Source organism: Porphyromonas sp. oral taxon 278 str. W7784, assembly GCF_000467855.2.
Classification (GTDB): domain Bacteria; phylum Bacteroidota; class Bacteroidia; order Bacteroidales; family Porphyromonadaceae; genus Porphyromonas.
Genome location: NZ_KI259238.1, coordinates 6,936 through 22,827, shown reverse-complemented (window position 1 = coordinate 22,827; position 15,892 = coordinate 6,936). Strand labels below are relative to the sequence as shown.

The following is a 15,892-nucleotide window of genomic DNA, read 5'->3' as shown; positions in this document are numbered from 1 at the left end:
GACCTACCGTAGGTCGCTTTTTACCCCCTCCAGCACCCCTCTTCTCAGGTCCCTATTCAGCCAAGCAAAAAGCGCCCCGAACTTCCTCGTCGAAGTTCGGGGCGCTCGGTTCGTTTTGAGCTAAGCCCAGAGGCTCACTCCCGCTAGGGGTGAATCTGGCGCTGTAGCTGGGGGAGGCAGTGCTCCAGCAGGTCGAGGACGTGCTCGAAGCCCTCTGCCCCGCCGTAGTAGGGATCGGGGACATGGTCCTTCGCCGCATCGGGCGCCCAGTCCGTCAGGAGGGAGACCTTCTCTGCCAGTTCGGCCGTCGGAGCCTTCTCCAGCAGACGCTCCCGATTCGACTCATCCATCCCGATGATGTAGTCGAAGTGGAAGAAATCTTCGTAGCGGATGGGACGGGAGCGGCTGGTCAGATCGTAGCCTCGGCGAGCGGCATGAGCACGCATACGCCCGTCGGGCAGTTCGCCTTCGTGGTGCCCGATGATACCTGCAGAGTCGATCTCGAAAGCTTCGTCCTGCCCCGCCTCGGAGACTAGGTGTCGGAAGACCCCTTCAGCTGAAGGGCTTCGACAGATATTACCAAGGCAGACGAAGAGTACCCGCACGGGTCGCCCACTGACGGGCTGGAGGATGGGAGTCTGGCGCATAGGGGACTTCTTAGTCGACGGCTAGGTCTCCGAGGAGTACGTCCTTAGCATCCTCCACGGTCTTCGTCACGACGAGACGGAGCGTCTTCCCCTCCTTCGCTTCGGGGAGGGTGATCGCTACGGGGATGGGGTTATTACGGATATTGGCGAACTCGCCCTCAGCGACCTTCTCCCCGTCGAGGTAGAGCTCGTAGCGCTGGATATGCCCCTGTACATCTCGGTGCTGCGAAGGGGTGTAGACGAGGCGATGGATGAGGCGAGGGGCGTCGAACTCTAGGGCAAGCGAACGGGCACCCGAGCCGAGGACGACATGCGTGTAGCCGTTGCCGTCGAAGAGGCTCTTACGCTGCTCTTCGTTGAGTCCCGGCACATGGACGTCCTTCATCGAATAGCCCGAATGGAAGGTCGTCATCGGCTTGTCCCTATTGATCGGCGTAGAGACGCGCGCTAGGATGGTGATGTGGTCGCCAGGGGCGTGGAAGGGCTCGGTATAGAGCTCCCACACAGCACGGCTGGGGTCTTGCCCTTCCTTGACGAGGGCATACTCGAGCTTAGCATTCGCTGCCAGCGTACGGATAGATACCGTATCCTCAGCATCACGGCGTACGACGGGCGCCTCCAGCACTTCGGGGGCGAGATAAGCTGAGATATTGGACAGGCAGACAGGGCCACGTGCCTCCTCGATGGTGATACGAAGGGCAGAGGTCTTGACGGGTGCAAAGCGGATGAGGCGCTTGTAGCCGATGGTCGTCAGCGTATCGGTCGTCGAGACAGGAGCGAAGCGTCCCGAGGCATCAGCCGTCTCGATACGGAAGCGCTCGACTCTCTGGCCGAGGGCGATGTACTCCTGCAGGGCTACGGTATTGAGCTCCGTAGGACGGGAGAAGCGGAAGGTCAGCTGAGCGGTCTTCGTACCATCAGCACCTGCCCAGTAGGTCTCCAGGGAGCCATCGGTGAGATGCTGGGGGAGGAAGGTCTTGCCCGAGCGCTGGTTCGTCACTGTAGGGACGATGCCCTTCAGCAGATCCTTCTGGAAGGACGCCTTCAGATGATCGTGCCAAGCGATAAGACGGGTAGAGTCGACAGCGGGGATCTTCCCGTCGAGATTGATGGGGCAGTTCAGTAGGAGATTAGCGCCACGACCGACACTCTGATAGTAGAGGTTTACGAGGTTCGCTACCGAGCGCACTTGGTGGTCTTCACGATGGTGATAGAACCATCCTGGGCGGATACTTACGTCCACTTCTCCAGGGAGCCACTGGCCTGCATCCCGATGACCCCACTGGGCTTCGGTGTAGTGCTTCTCTCGTGAAGGATCGTAGGCTGCCCAGTTCGTCTCCCCAGCCCAACCGGACTCATTGCCGATCCAGCGTATGGTGGGCACCGTGCCCCCAAAGATCATGATGTCCTTGTTGTTCCGTCGAAGCATCTTCGCAGCTTCCTCATAGCGGTAGTATGAGTTAGGGTCGATATTACGGGCAGAGTCTGCACCGCCGTACCAGCCTGTACCGCCATTAGCTCCGTCGAACCAGTATTCGAAGAGCTTGCCGTAGCGGGTGGTCAGCTCCTGGATCTGCTGGTGGAAGGTCTTCTGATAGCCGGGGAAGCCATAGTCCTTATTATTGCGGTCCCAAGGAGAGAGGTAGAGACCGAACTGTAGGCCATGACGGTGGCAAGCGTCGCTGAGCTCCTTGACGAGGTCTCCCTGACCACCCTTGTAAGGGCTATTCTTGATCGAATAGTCGGTAGTCTCCGTTGGCCATAGACAGAAGCCATCATGATGCTTGGCTGTGAGGATGACCCCCTTCATACCGGCACGCTTGAGCGTGGTGACCCACTGCTCGACATCGAGGATGGGTGGGTTGAAGGTCTTCGCAGGGGTATTGCCATAGCCCCACTCTAGGTCGTTGTAGGTATTCAGGCCGAAGTGGATGAAAGCATAGGTCTCTAGTTCGTGCCAGGCTTGCTGTGCTTTGGTCGGCACAGGTAGGACAGGTGCTGGCTCCTTGGACTGTGCCTCGGAGGGCAAAGTCCCCAGGAGGGCAAGAGCGCCACCAGCAAGGAGGGTACGTAGGATCTTCATAAACGATTAGTACTGATACTTAGTGGGTATAGGTGTGCTGAGCCGACAGCTCGGATCAGCGAAGGTCTTATCAATGAGGGTGCTCAGTGCGCTGACAAAGGCCGGCGAACTATTCAGACAAGGGATGTAGGAGAACTGCTTCCCACCGGTCGAGAGGAAGCGTCCTCGGTAGTAGTCATCTATCTCCTGGATCGTCTCCAGACAATCGCAGACAAAGCCCGGACAGACTACTACCAGATGCTCTACACCCTCGGAGGCAAATTGCCCCACACGACGGCTCATATAGGGCTGGAGCCACGGGTGGAAGCCCAGACGAGACTGGTACACCAGCTCTACCTGTCGCTGTGGGAGGCTGAGGTCTTCCGCTAAGGCATGGCGGGTCGCCTCACTATGGAGGCGGTAGCAATCCCCCTCACCACTCGTCTCGTGCCACTCACGGCGATCGAGGCAATGGCTCGTATGTCCGTTCCTGGCTCTACAGGCCTTATGGAGGTGCGAGGTAGGTATGCCATGCATCGAGACCACCAGACGATCGAAGTGCTCGGGTAGGTGCTCCTGCACGTGATCAGCCAGTACCGAGCGGTACTCCGGAGCGTCGTAGAAGGCCGGTAGGAGACTGAGCTTCAGCGGGCGAAGTTTCAGTCGATCTAGCTCCTCCAGGACGAAGGCGACAGCCGTCTCATAGCTACTCTGTGCATAGTGGGGGTAGAGGGGAGCGATGACGAGCTCCTCTACCGAGGGCAAGGCCGCCAGAGCACAGAGCGCCTCAGCTGTCGAGGGATTGCCATAGCGCATACCCACAGCGACGGGGCACTGGCGCTGGCGGGAGAGTTGGTCTGCTATCGATGCTGTATGGGCGATGAGCGGGAAGGTCTTCTCCTCGTCGTCCCATATGGTGCGGTAGTTCTCTGCCGACCGTGGGGCACGGCGAGGGATGATGATCCTATCGACGAGGAAGTGCCTGGTGCGCCGACCAAGACCCACGACACGTCGGTCTGTGAGGAAGTCATGCAGATAGGTGGCTACATCCTTGACTTCGGGCGAATCGGGCGAACCGAGGTTGAGGACGAGCACAGCACGTCGGGAGGTATGGTGCGCTCCGTAGAGGGCGGGGCGAGCTGAGGTCATAGCTTAGATAGACTGGTGGAGACGGCAGACTTAGTCCTCTGCCTGCAGATCATGATAGTCCTGGAAGAGGAAGTCATTGTAGGGGAAGCGCTGGACGTGGATCTCCTTGACTCGGTCGTAGAGGAGTTGCTTCAGTTCGTCGATCCCCTCACCGGTCTTAGCAGAGATGAAGATACAGCCTGCTTCGCCAAGCTTCGCCATCCAGGTCTGCTCGAGCTCCTCACGGCTGATGTTGCGTCGGGTACGTTCGCCGAGGTCGTCCTCATCCCGCTCTTCGAAGGTGAAGGCATCGATCTTGTTGAAGACGAGGATCGTCGGTTGCTCCTGCCCTGCAGAGATCTCTCGGAGGGTAGAGGTCACTACATCGATGTGCTCCTCGAAGTTGGGATGGGCGATGTCTACCACATGCAGGAGGAGATCCGCCTCACGCACTTCGTCAAGCGTACTCTTGAAGGACTCGATGAGCTCCGTGGGGAGCTTGCGGATGAAGCCCACGGTGTCGGAGAGGAGGAAGGGGAGGTTGTGTACGATGACCTTGCGCACGGTCGTGTCGAGGGTAGCGAAGAGCTTGTTCTCGGCGAAGACCTCACTCTTAGCAAGGACGTTCATCAGTGTCGACTTCCCGACATTCGTGTAGCCGACGAGGGCGACACGCACGAGCTTCCCACGATTCTTGCGCTGCATCGACATCTGACGATCGATGACCTTGAGCTCCGCCTTGAGATGGGCGATCCGATCCTGGATGATCCGTCGGTCGGTCTCGAGCTGCGTCTCACCAGGGCCACGCATCCCTACACCCCCACGCTGACGCTCTAGGTGCGTCCACAGGCGGGTAAGACGGGGGAGCATATAGCGGTACTGCGCTAGCTCGACCTGCGTCTTGGCGTAGGCCGTGGTAGCTCGTGAGGCGAAGATATCTAGGATGAGGCTCGTACGGTCGAGGATCTTGACCTTGAGGGTCTGCTCGATATTGCGTAGCTGCTTCGGACTAAGTTCGTCGTCGAAGATGACCAGACCTATCTCTTGCTCCTCGACATACTGACGGATCTCCTCCAGCTTGCCCTTACCGACGAAGGTCACCGAATGCGCCTGCTCCAGTCGCTGGATGAAGCGCTTGACGGGGTTGACACCGGCGGTGCGGGAGAGGAAGTCCAGTTCGTCGAGATACTCCTTGGCCTGCTCTTCGTTCTGAGTTTTGGTGATGAGCCCTACGAGGACGGCTTCCTCGGACTTGGCTTCAGTGATGATAAACTCTCTCATAATCTAGACAAAAATACGATAATGTGGTGAATATCAACCACCGAGGGAGAAGCACCACCGAGCAAGGAGCAAGCTCGCCCCGATACCCCCGTTTAGCGACCTACGGTAGGTCGTCGATGCGACCCACAGTAGGTCGTCCTTGCGACCTACAGTAGGTTTTTTTGGCGACCTACCGTAGGGTCCTTTTTACCCCCTCCAAAGCCCGCTCCAGAGAGGCGCTTAAAGGCGCTTATTTAGAGGCCTTGAGCTTTGCTCATTCTTTCGTACATTTGCTCCATAGGGACACCGAAGAAGACACCTCCCTGTCCCTACCTAATAGAAATCGCCACCTCACCCTCACCTCCTGATGAACGCCCTACGCCCCCTCTCGCTCCTCCTTGCTCTCCTACTTCTCCTAGGAGCTTGTGGCAAGACCGAAGAAACACCCCGCCCCGAGCCCCATGACTACGGGACCGTCCAATTCCTCCAGAAGCAACCCATCCGAATCTCAGAGACCGTGACGATCCGTGCCGAGAAATACTCGGGCTACAAGCTCCTGGAGAATAGTCACCCTCAGGTAGCTGAGGTACGTGCCACCCCTCAGGGCTTCGAAGTCCATGGCCGGCAGCAGGGGATGGCTCTCCTTCACTTCAGGCATCCAGAGACGAAGGACAACCTGTGGTTTCGCATCGCTATCTCGGGCGACGGAGAGCCTTGGCCTGTACACCTTTTCGCCCCGCACAACGTAGCCAGCGACGGCGCTAGCCTCGTGGGTAGCCCTAAGATCCCCTCGGGACTCTTCTCCTACGACGAGGCCACAGAGATGAAGATCTCCTATCAGGGCCACACCTATCGCCTCCCTACTCAGCAAGAGATCGAAGGGCTCATCCCCATCAGCAAGCTCCAGAGACTCCTCTCGCGAGAAGTCACATCGCTCACCATCGACGAAGAGCTGACCATCGGAGGGAAGGCCAAGATCTACAGCTCGACCTTCAAGTACTGGCCAGGCTCACCCTTCATGACGGCTATCCGCTTCGCACGGAGCGAGCAGCGAGGGAGCACCTATGCCGAGGACAATAGTCAGCTGAGCGTCTTCGTCTACGAGCTCAGAGCTCAGCGCCCCGTACCCGTGCTCCACATCAAGGCTCGCTACCTAGGGCCTCAGCACGACGAACAGATCTTCCCCACCTGGGTCGGAAGCTATCTGTCGGAGTTCCCCTGGGAAGACCGTACACTTGACCTCCCCATCGTCGGCGCTATCCACGGTATCGACGGGCGCTACTCCCGACAGCCCGAAGTAGGCGACTACTGGGGTCGTGGTACGTCGGAGGCCTTCGTCCTGCCGACGATGAGCCTCTTCCTCCCTCGATGGACACCCAGCACAGATCTTAGCCTCCGTCGTCCCGTCCGTCTCATCCGAGCCGACTAGGACGGGAGGCGATACCGAGCCCCTCCTCATCCCTCCCTTTGCTGGGACGAAGCAGATCCATTCACCCCCCTTGACACCCCGATCATGTACCGATATATCCTGCTCCTTGCCCTCGGTCTAAGCCTCCCCCTAGGAGCACAGCGACGGGCGACGACTACCCCAAGACAAGCCCAGATGAAGCTCCAGCAAAGTGACAAGAAGGACCGCCCTCAGGATGCGATCAAGGCTGCCCGTGACCTCATCCAGCTAGGGGAGAAGAAGAGGAGCCTTTCCCTTCTTCTCCAGGGCTATCATTCCCTCTGGAAGGCGGAAACCTTCCTTGACCCCGAGAGCCCTCGGATAGCCTATAAGATCCTCAATGAACTGAGCCAAAAGCCTTGGCTCAACCCTGCCGACCGGGTGGCCCTTGCCCTCTATACCATCGACTACTATGAGAAGCACGACGATCCCGACTACCGCCGTGGAGAGGTCATCGCCACCCAGACCGACCCCATCGACCCTGAGAAGTGGGAGCAGGCTCAGTACACAGCCTTCTACACCCGACTGGTCAAGCAAATCCTCGCCGAAGGGCAGGTCCTGAATACCCCCTTACACCCCTACAAAGCGCTCTTCTCCACCTCGGGGAACGTGACGGGAGAAGAGACCCTCGGCACCCAACTGATCCAGATCTTTCACGACATCACCACCCCAGAGCGAAGGGAGTTCAAGCGCCAAGTGCTCAAGGCTCTCATCCCCATAGCTGAGCAGGGAAGTAGCGTCTACTTCCGAAGCCTCGTAGAGCAGGAAGCCCTCTGTCAGCTCCTCTTAGAGCAGAGGAAGAAGATCAAACCCGAGGAGCAGGCACGTCTACTCTCCGCCTTCGTACAGAAGTACAGGAGCTACCCCGAACTCAATAATTATACCTTCTGGCTCTATAGCTTCTATCCCTACCGTCAGCTCCGTCAGGCTCGCTTCCTCGAGACCATACTGAGCGAAGGGACGAAGCTGAGCGAAGGGTCTAGACGTGCCCTACGTAGCTGGATCGAAGAACAGCGCAGTGCCTCGATCGACGAGCATGTGCCCCAGCAACTCATCGCCAGCACAGAGATCCCAATCCGCCTATCCAAGCCCTACCTCGTCACCCGTGCCACCATCCGCCTCTACAGGGCACCTAAGATCCGTCGCCCAGAGGAGAAGGAGTGGAAGATCACCGCAGGAATGAAGCCCATAGAGACGCAGGTCGTCACCTTCGACCTCGATAGCCTCGGTGAGGGGAGGGCCAACCAAACCATCACCCTCCACACGCCCGACGTAGGCAACTACAGGGTGGTCATCGACTACGAACTATCGCCCGAGACCTCGACGAAGAGCCTTACCCACACGCATGACCTCCTGCGTACGAACTACGTCTACCTATGGCTCTTCGAGGGCGACAAGGAGCATCATCAGTGGCTCCACGCCCTCACGGGTGCTCCCCTCTCCGACACCTCCTTCCTCGTCTACCGAGATGAGACGAAGGGCTCTAGCCCCACCCAGGTCAAGAGCGACGCTACAGGGCGCTACCCCCTCCTCTCTGGCGAGCGCTCGTACTTCCTTGCCTCGGCAGAAGATCCCCTCATCGCACGGGAGTATGCCTACCTAGGCGAGGGTAGAAGTCGCCTCCTTGACCTCAAGGCGCTCTACATCAATGAAGGGTACTTCATCACCGATCGCCCTGCCTACCGACCAGGGCAGACCGTGCACTTCTACGGAGTCCTCTCCACCCTACGTCCCCACGCCGAGGAAGCGAAGGTAGCCCCGCATCTTCCCCTAAGGATCACCATCCAGGATGCGACCCACACCACCATCAAGACCTTAGAGGTAGAGACCGACAGCTACGGACGCTTTACCGCCGACCTACAGCTCCCCACAGGCGGACTGACAGGTACGTATACAGCCCTACTAGAGGTACGGACCCCCAGAGGCTCTACGGAAGATAGTGGCTCGAAGCTCCTCACCTTCTCGGTCTTCGAGTACAAGCGTCCCGAGATCGAACTGACGCTCGACGCTCCCAAACCGCCCTTTACCTTCGGGAGCACCCTACCCATCACTGGCTCCGTCCGCACCCTCAGTGGGAGCCCCGTCGCTGGCGCTCGTATCCGCTACCAGCTACAGAGGGTCCGACATCTCTGGAGCCTAGAGTCGAAGAGCGCTGACTCAGACCCTTCGAAGAGTCAGCTTGACTCCGTCGTGATGACTGATGCCTCAGGTCGCTTCACGCTCGCTATACCCCTTCCCCAAGATCCCAGAGTGCCTCTAGAGCGAGAAGAGAAGCTCTTCTTCCCTTGGTACCGCTATACGCTCTCAGTGACGGCTACGGATGTCACGGGCGAGACCCACGAAGCCCACCTAAGCATCCCCTTGGGTCATGCCGTCGGGGAACTAGAGGTAAAGTTGCCCCAGTTCATCGATAAGCAAAGCGGGAAGGCCACCCTCACCTTCACCAGCCCCAGCCTTAAGGAAGGAGCAGAACCACAAATAGTAAGTTACCAGATCAAGCAGAAGGGGAAGACCTTGCTTGAGGGTACTACCCCCATAGACAGCGCCGTCAATCTCGCCTCCGCTCTACGCTCCTTCCCCTCGGGACGCTACGAACTCTCCTACTCCACTCGCTACAGAGATTCCCTCTCCTACGAAGGGGAGACGGCCTTCTATCTCTTCGACTCAAGCCGAGACAAGAGGATAGCAGATCTCCGTACACCCCTCCTACTCTCCGCAGGCGATGGTACCTACAGCAGTGGGAAGCAACCCATCGTCTACTGGGCGACGAGCCTACAGGACGCCTATGTCTTCTACCACGCCTATAGTCAGAGCGGACCTATCGCTTCGGGGATGCTCCGTCCATCAGCGGGCGTGATCCAGTCTCTCCCTATTGATCTCTCAAAGCTCGAGGTAGAGCCCGAAGAGGTCACCCTACGCCTCTACACGGTCCAGAGCGGTCGTCTCCTCGAGGAGACCACTACACTTCGCCGTGTCCAGCCCCATAAGGAGCTACAGGTCTCTTGGGAGAGCTTCCGTGATCGCCTACGTGCCGGAGAAGAGGAGACCTGGAGCTTCACCCTCCGTCGCCCCGATGGTAAGCCGGCCGACAGCACGGCAGTTGCCCTCTGGATGTACGATGCATCGCTGGAGACCTTCGGTAGTCTCGCCCTGTGGGAGCCTCCCCTACGTCTCTCTGACACCCGGAGCCGTGGACTCCTCGGGAACTATGCCAGCGACCTCTCGCTCAGCACCCGTGGTCTCCTTCCCCAGTCATCATGGTTCCAGCTCTGGCAGCAGGATAAGGGACAAGGGCGCTTCCTATCACCCTATCTCCCGAAGGACAAGGGAAGTCAGGATGAAGAGGAGCTAGCTCTCGAGGACGGACTATTCTACATCGAATCCTCGCTCTACGGAAGCGTGGCGGGAGTAAATACGATGATGGTCGTGACTGGTTCAGCGCCGAACCCTAGACTTCTCTCCGCTAGAGCAAAAAAGGAAAGCTTTGATTTCGCCGAGGCTTCCGACTCATCGGACGAGACTCCTCCCCAGGTCAAGCTCCGCCAGGACTTCTCAGAGAATGCCTTCTACCTACCACGCCTCACGACCGACGGGAAGGGTCGTGTCAGCTGGACCTTCCGTGCCCCTGAGCGCCTCTCCCGCTGGCGGTTCATCCTCATGGCGCACAATAAGAGTCTAGACCATATCTCGACGACCCGCTCCATAGAGACCTACCGAGAGTTCAGCATCCGCCCCACCCTCCCTCGCTTCCTTCGTGAAGGGGATAGCCCTCTTCTCGTCACCGAGATACGCAATGAGACGAAGCAGGAGCAACGGGGGCACTTCACTATCGAACTCTTTGACCCCACGACGAAGGCGATCCGCTACACCCACGAGGAGGCTTTCACTGTTGCCCCTCATTCAGCATCCCCCGTCACCGTGCCCCTCTCAGGCTACGAAGGGCTGGAGTCCGTGGGCATTCGCCTCATAGCTCGAGGGGAGCACTCCTCGGATGGGGAGCAACATCTCCTACCCGTCCTCTCCGAGCGGGAGCGTATCACGGAGACTCTGGCCTTCACGGGACATCGGGCAGGAGAAGAGACGATCTCACTGGCTTCACTCTTCCCCTCCGACGGCTCCCGACCCGAGGCGGGACGCTTCACCCTCACCCTGCAGGGACGGGCGTCGATGCTCGCTCTTACCGCCCTCCCCACCCTAGGCTATAGCAAGGAAGCTTCAGCCTTCTCCGCTGCCTCCGCCCTCTATGCCGAAGGGGTCGCTCGTCGCCTGGCGGAAGATCCTCAGCTACGGAGCTGGGCTAAGGAAGTCCTCGCTGGTTCTGACTCCGTGAGTACGAGCTCGAGCTACGGCAAGCTCCTTGGGCGAGACAGCCTACTCTCCCAGAGTCCTTGGGCTACTTCCCTCACTAATGAGCGGGAAGAAGAGCAGAAGCTCGCACGCTTCCTCCTCGCTTCCGACCGAGCCACCACCACAGACCAACTCCTCAAGCGCCTCAGTGATCTCCAGGGCACCGACGACCTATGGTCATGGTACCCTGGCATGAAGGGTAGCCTCTACACCACCGAGTACGTCCTACGCATCCTCCTGCGTCTCTCCGCTACCGAAGGGCTAGAGCAAGCCCTCCGTCTCCGCCTCAGTTCGATGATCCGCCGAGGCATAGGAGCACTCAACGCCCAAGCGGTGAAGGACCTGGCCGAGATCCAGAAGTCGAAGTGGGAAAAGAAGGTCTTCATCCCCCACACGAACCTAGACTACCTCTATCTCTCGGCGCTAGCGAAGGAGCAGAAGCTTCAGGGCCTCTCCGCCGAGGCCGAGCGTGCCGAGCGCTACTTCCTCACCCAGCTACGGAGCGAAGCACACCGCTTGCCTCTGGACAGCAAGCCTCGTGCAGCCGTTGCCCTCCTGCTAGCAGGGGACAAAGCATTAGCCAAGGACCTGGCCGAGTCTCTCCGCCAGCATCTCAAGGAGGACGAGACGGGTCTCTTCTTCGCTCGCCTACAGTCGGAGGCTTATTCGTGGCTTGATAGAAGCCTGCCCGCCCTCGTGGAGACGATCGAACTCTTCTCCCGTCTCCGCCCGCTCGACACCGAGCATATCGACGGGATGAAGCGCTGGATCATCGCCCAGAAGAGGACGACGGCCTGGAGCTCCGACCTACTATCCGCCGAAGCCATCCACGCCCTTATCCTCGGCGACTCCCCACAGAAGGCGTCCGGTAAAACCCTCCTTCGTGCCGAACTCCCCCTCCTAGGCGCTCCCAGCCTCCAGCTCGAAGGGGAGCGGATCCACCTCACCCTTCCGCTCTCCCCCAGCATCCGTCCTGACACCCTCCTTCGTGTGAGTCAGCAGGAGGCAGGTGTCTACTGGGGAAGTGCCACGGCTACCTATGTCCTTCCCACAGCACGCATCGAAGCTCGGGGCAAACAGCTTCGCCTCACCCGTGAGGTCTTCCTCCTCAGGAAGCAAGGAGACCAAGAGCAACTCCTTCCCCTCTCCGAAGGGCACGAACTGCGTGTAGGTGACCGTCTGCGCACCCGCATCACACTTACCCTCGACCGAGCGATCGACTTTGTGAAGCTCTCCGACCCTCGCCCAGGGTACAGCGAAGCAGTACAGCAACTCCCGGGCTATAGCTGGGGAGGTGGCACGGGCTACTACGTCGAACCGATGGACACCGCCACGAACTTCTACTTCGATCACCTCAACCGAGGTACCTACACGCTCGACTACGATCAGTACGTGGCACGGGCAGGGCAATTCACCGGTACGGTCACTCGGGTCGTCTCCTGCTACGCCCCCGACTTCTCAGCGCACACAGCCGTAGGATCGAGCGTCTCCGTCAAGACCCTCCGCTAAGCCTTCTTCCCCGCCTGTAGACAAGGGCCTTCCGAGGCCCCCAAAAACAACCTACGGTAGGTCGTCGAAAAAACCTACTGTAGGTCGCCTGACCGATCCACGGCAGGTCGCAAAGACGACCTACCATGGGTCGTTTTTGTGCCCTTCGGAGGCCGTCCACGAGAGGCAGTGTAGCAGGCCTTCGGGAAGAGGGGAAGGAGCCTCGGAGCGAGAGCGCTAGTTCGCTCAGCCTCAGTGTTCGGGGCTTTTCACTATCTTTGCAGTACAAACCGTATGGGGATGACCTGGCTTTGACAGCACGAAGAAGTGGTTTGTAAGCATGTAGTGCAAGGCTTGTGAGCACTCTAATCTCACAGAGCAACAATTCAACTGGCGAAAATAACTACGCTCTCGCTGCGTAACCGAATAGAGTAGGTTCGACGCTTCATCACGACGACAGACTGTTGTGACGAGACATCACTCAGGTAGCCGTTCTCACCGAGGCGACTTGATTCATAGTGGTGCCGGAAAATCGGAGACTGGCCCAACGCTTGCCCTTGGCTTGGGAGTGTATTTAGAGGGATAAGGCACTGCCTATGGTAGCCTCAGTCGCAGGCGATGCACGAAAACCTAAAGTGAGGATAAACATGTAGAAAGCAGATTAGTTCCGTGTTTGGACCGGGGTTCGACTCCCCGCATCTCCACACCCGAGAGCAAGAAGGCGACAGAGCCTCCCACCGAGGAGTAGCTCTGTCGCCTTTCGCTTATAAAGGGTATTTTTGCTCTGTAGGGAGCACCTTCGCCCCCTCGCATCACTCGTACTCACCCATCTCAAGATGCTTAGATCACGTCTCCACGGGCTCCTCGCTGGAGCTCTCGCACTTCTCTCGATGCAGTCTATAGATACCCGAGCCTCTGTGCACTCTGATACGCTCACCCTCAGCAAGGGCTGGACCTTCCACGAGCCAGGCAAGACCGAAGTCTATCCCGCTAGCGTGCCTGGAGTCGTCCAGCAGGACCTCATTCGACTCGGCAAACTACCCGATCCCTACTTCCGCCTCGCTGAAGACTCCATCCAGTGGGTGGGAGAGCGTGACTGGACCTATCAGTGCTCCTTCTCACTCACCACGGAGCAGCTCCAGCGCCCGTCGATACACCTCCTCTTCGAGGGGCTCGATACCTATGCCTCCGTCTACCTCAATGGGACGAAGATCCTCGAGGCGGAGAATATGTTCGTGGGGCACGAGGTGGATGTCCGCCGTTGGGTGAAGGCATCAAACACCCTAGAGGTACGCTTCCGCTCTCCGCTCCAAGCTGCCCTCCCCCTGTACGACGCTACAGGAGGCATCAATTACCCAGCGGACAACGATCACGCCGAGAAGCATCTCTCGGTCTTCTCCCGCAAGGCACCTTACCACTACGGCTGGGACTGGGGCGAACGCATGATCACCATCGGTATCTGGCGACCTGTGCGCTTGCTCCTAAGAGGAGCGACCCACTTCGCCGAACGCCCCGTCATCACTTATCACCCCGAGCGACGACTGCCCATCGAGGTACGTCTCCCCGAGGGCGCAGTCACGGGGACTGAAGCGACTCACCTCAGCTACAGCCTATACGATGCAGGAGGGAAGAAGGTATTCAGCCGAGTAGCCCCCTTAGCAGACTTCGTGAAGCCTACTGCGAAGGGCGGACTCCACGCCCTCCCCAAGCTCCAGCTATGGTGGCCGAATGGTCTTGGTAAGCCCTACCGCTACGAAGCTCGCTTTGAGCTCCGTCGTGGAGCTCGGGGACGTGTACTCGACGAGACTTGCTTCCACGTAGGCTTCCGCACGATCGAACTAGTGCGTGAGGAGGATAAGGACGGGCGGAGCTTCTTCTTTAAGGTCAATGGACTCCCCTTCTTCGCCAAGGGAGCGAACTACATCCCTGGGACGCTCCTTCTCCCTACCCGCACCGACAGAGATCGCAAGCAACTCTTCGAGGATATCACCCGTTCGCACTTCAACATGCTTCGTGTCTGGGGCGGCGGCACCTACGAGGAAGGCGCCTTCTATGACGAAGCCGACGCACGGGGGATCCTCATCTGGCAGGACTTCATGTTCGCCTGCACCGCCTACCCAGGTGATGAGGCCTTCCTACGCAATGTCGAGCACGAACTCCGCTACAATATCCGTCGCCTTCGTCAGCATCCCAGCATCGCCACTTGGTGTGGGAATAATGAGATCCGTGAGGGTCTGAAGTACTGGGGATGGGCTAAGCGCTACCCCGCCGAAGTGTACCAGCGCTTCTGGCGAGACTACGAAGCCCTCTTCTGCAAACTGATACCCGAGACCCTCCGAGAGGAGGATCCCCTTCGCTCCTACATAGAGAGTAGTCCCGACACTGTGAACTGGGGGCGTCCGAAGGAACTCGGCCTTGGAGAGAGCCACTACTGGGGCGTATGGTACGGCCGTGAGCCCTTTGAGATCCTAAGGGAACGCATGCCTCGCTTCATGAGCGAGTTTGGGGTGCAGTCCTTCCCGATGCTCTCGAGTATCCAACGCTTCGCCCTGCCCGAAGACTACGATCTGGAGAGTGCAGTGATGAAGGGACATCAGAAGAGTAGCATCGGCAATGATGTGATCCTTCACTACATCCGTCAGGACTATCCCGAGCCCCGAGACTTCGAGGACTTCGTCTATCTCTCTCAGGTGATGCAGGGGCGAGGTATTGCCCTTGGCATACGGGCTCAGCGAGCAGCCGCTCCCTACTGCATGGGTAGCCTCTACTGGCAGCTCAATGATGCTTGGCCTGCCGTCTCTTGGTCGAGCATCGACTACTACGGCGTGTGGAAGGGTCTTCAGTATGAGGCGAAGCGTGCCTTCGAGCCCATCATCCTCGTCCCCGACACCGCTCAGAGGGTGATCCGCATTGCTCACGACCCGCTACCCAAGGATCGACAAGTTCGCCTCTCTGCCGAGGTACGTACGTTCTCAGGGGCCATCCTACGTGTCCAGGTCTTCCCCGAGCAGACGATCGCCCGTGGTGCCGTGGGAAGCACCGCCCTTCCCCTACCTATGGAGCAGCTCATCCAGAGCCCTGAGGAAGCTCGTAGTAGCTATATCCTCTACGAGCTACGGGACAAGAAGACGGGAGCGCTCATCTCGCAGTATGTAGACTACGCCGTCAAGACCAAGGAGCTGGAGCTTCCCGATCTCCGTGCCTCGGGAGATAAGCCCACCATCTCGATGGGCTGGGTAGGTGATACCCTACAGATCACGCTGGAGAGCCGGCTTCTCCTCAAGGATGTCTACCTCGATCTCGAGGAGGAAGGCTGGCATCTGTCGGAGAACTTCTTCGACGTGCTCCCTGGTGCGACCTACGTGGTGAAAGCGACACGACGCATCCCTTCCTCCAGCAAGCTCATCCCTAAGCTCTACCTCCGTGCCATCAACTACCATCCCTAGGCGAAGGAATACCCTCCACAAGGGAGGGAAAAAGTAACCTACGGTAGGTCGCCGAAAAAACCTACTG

7 protein-coding genes and 1 other RNA gene are annotated in these 15,892 nt (G+C 58.8%); 4 read left to right on the top strand and 4 right to left on the bottom strand.

Translation table 11 applies throughout. The annotated features are described in order from the left end of the window. Nucleotides 1-143: 143 nt before the first annotated feature. From HMPREF1556_RS05115 to hflX, 4 genes are read right to left on the bottom strand one after another with little or no spacing between them, the layout of a single operon-like run. Nucleotides 144-647 carry a low molecular weight protein-tyrosine-phosphatase gene (locus HMPREF1556_RS05115; RefSeq protein ID WP_021667266.1) on the bottom strand — a complete coding sequence of 168 codons (504 nt, stop codon included), beginning with the start codon at nucleotides 645-647 and terminating at the stop codon, nucleotides 144-146. Nucleotides 648-657: 10 nt separating this feature from the next. Continuing rightward, nucleotides 658-2,730, bottom strand: a complete 2,073-nt coding sequence (locus HMPREF1556_RS05110) for an alpha-L-fucosidase (RefSeq protein WP_021667265.1) — start codon at nucleotides 2,728-2,730, stop codon at nucleotides 658-660. Between the two features lie 6 nt (nucleotides 2,731-2,736). Then, nucleotides 2,737-3,858, bottom strand: coding sequence for a ferrochelatase (locus HMPREF1556_RS05105; RefSeq protein WP_044125274.1), 1,122 nt, complete (start codon nucleotides 3,856-3,858; stop codon nucleotides 2,737-2,739). A 30-nt stretch (nucleotides 3,859-3,888) separates the two neighbouring features. Continuing rightward, nucleotides 3,889-5,118 carry a GTPase HflX gene (gene hflX / locus HMPREF1556_RS05100; RefSeq protein WP_021667262.1) on the bottom strand — a complete coding sequence of 410 codons (1,230 nt, stop codon included), beginning with the start codon at nucleotides 5,116-5,118 and terminating at the stop codon, nucleotides 3,889-3,891. A gap of 346 nt (nucleotides 5,119-5,464) precedes the next feature. Here hflX and HMPREF1556_RS05095 point away from each other — a divergent pair, with 346 nt between their 5' ends. From HMPREF1556_RS05095 to HMPREF1556_RS05085, 4 genes are all read left to right on the top strand, one after another. Beyond that, nucleotides 5,465-6,526, top strand: coding sequence for a hypothetical protein (locus tag HMPREF1556_RS05095; RefSeq protein WP_021667259.1), 1,062 nt, complete (start codon nucleotides 5,465-5,467; stop codon nucleotides 6,524-6,526). A gap of 84 nt (nucleotides 6,527-6,610) precedes the next feature. Beyond that, nucleotides 6,611-12,400 carry an MG2 domain-containing protein gene (locus tag HMPREF1556_RS05090; RefSeq protein ID WP_021667258.1) on the top strand — a complete coding sequence of 1,930 codons (5,790 nt, stop codon included), beginning with the start codon at nucleotides 6,611-6,613 and terminating at the stop codon, nucleotides 12,398-12,400. Between the two features lie 275 nt (nucleotides 12,401-12,675). Then, nucleotides 12,676-13,086, top strand: a transfer-messenger RNA (tmRNA) gene (gene ssrA / locus HMPREF1556_RS08610). A gap of 129 nt (nucleotides 13,087-13,215) precedes the next feature. Continuing rightward, entirely contained in the window at nucleotides 13,216-15,825 is a 2,610-nt protein-coding gene (locus HMPREF1556_RS05085) for a glycoside hydrolase family 2 protein (protein WP_021667256.1), read from the top strand. Nucleotides 15,826-15,892 lie beyond the last annotated feature (67 nt).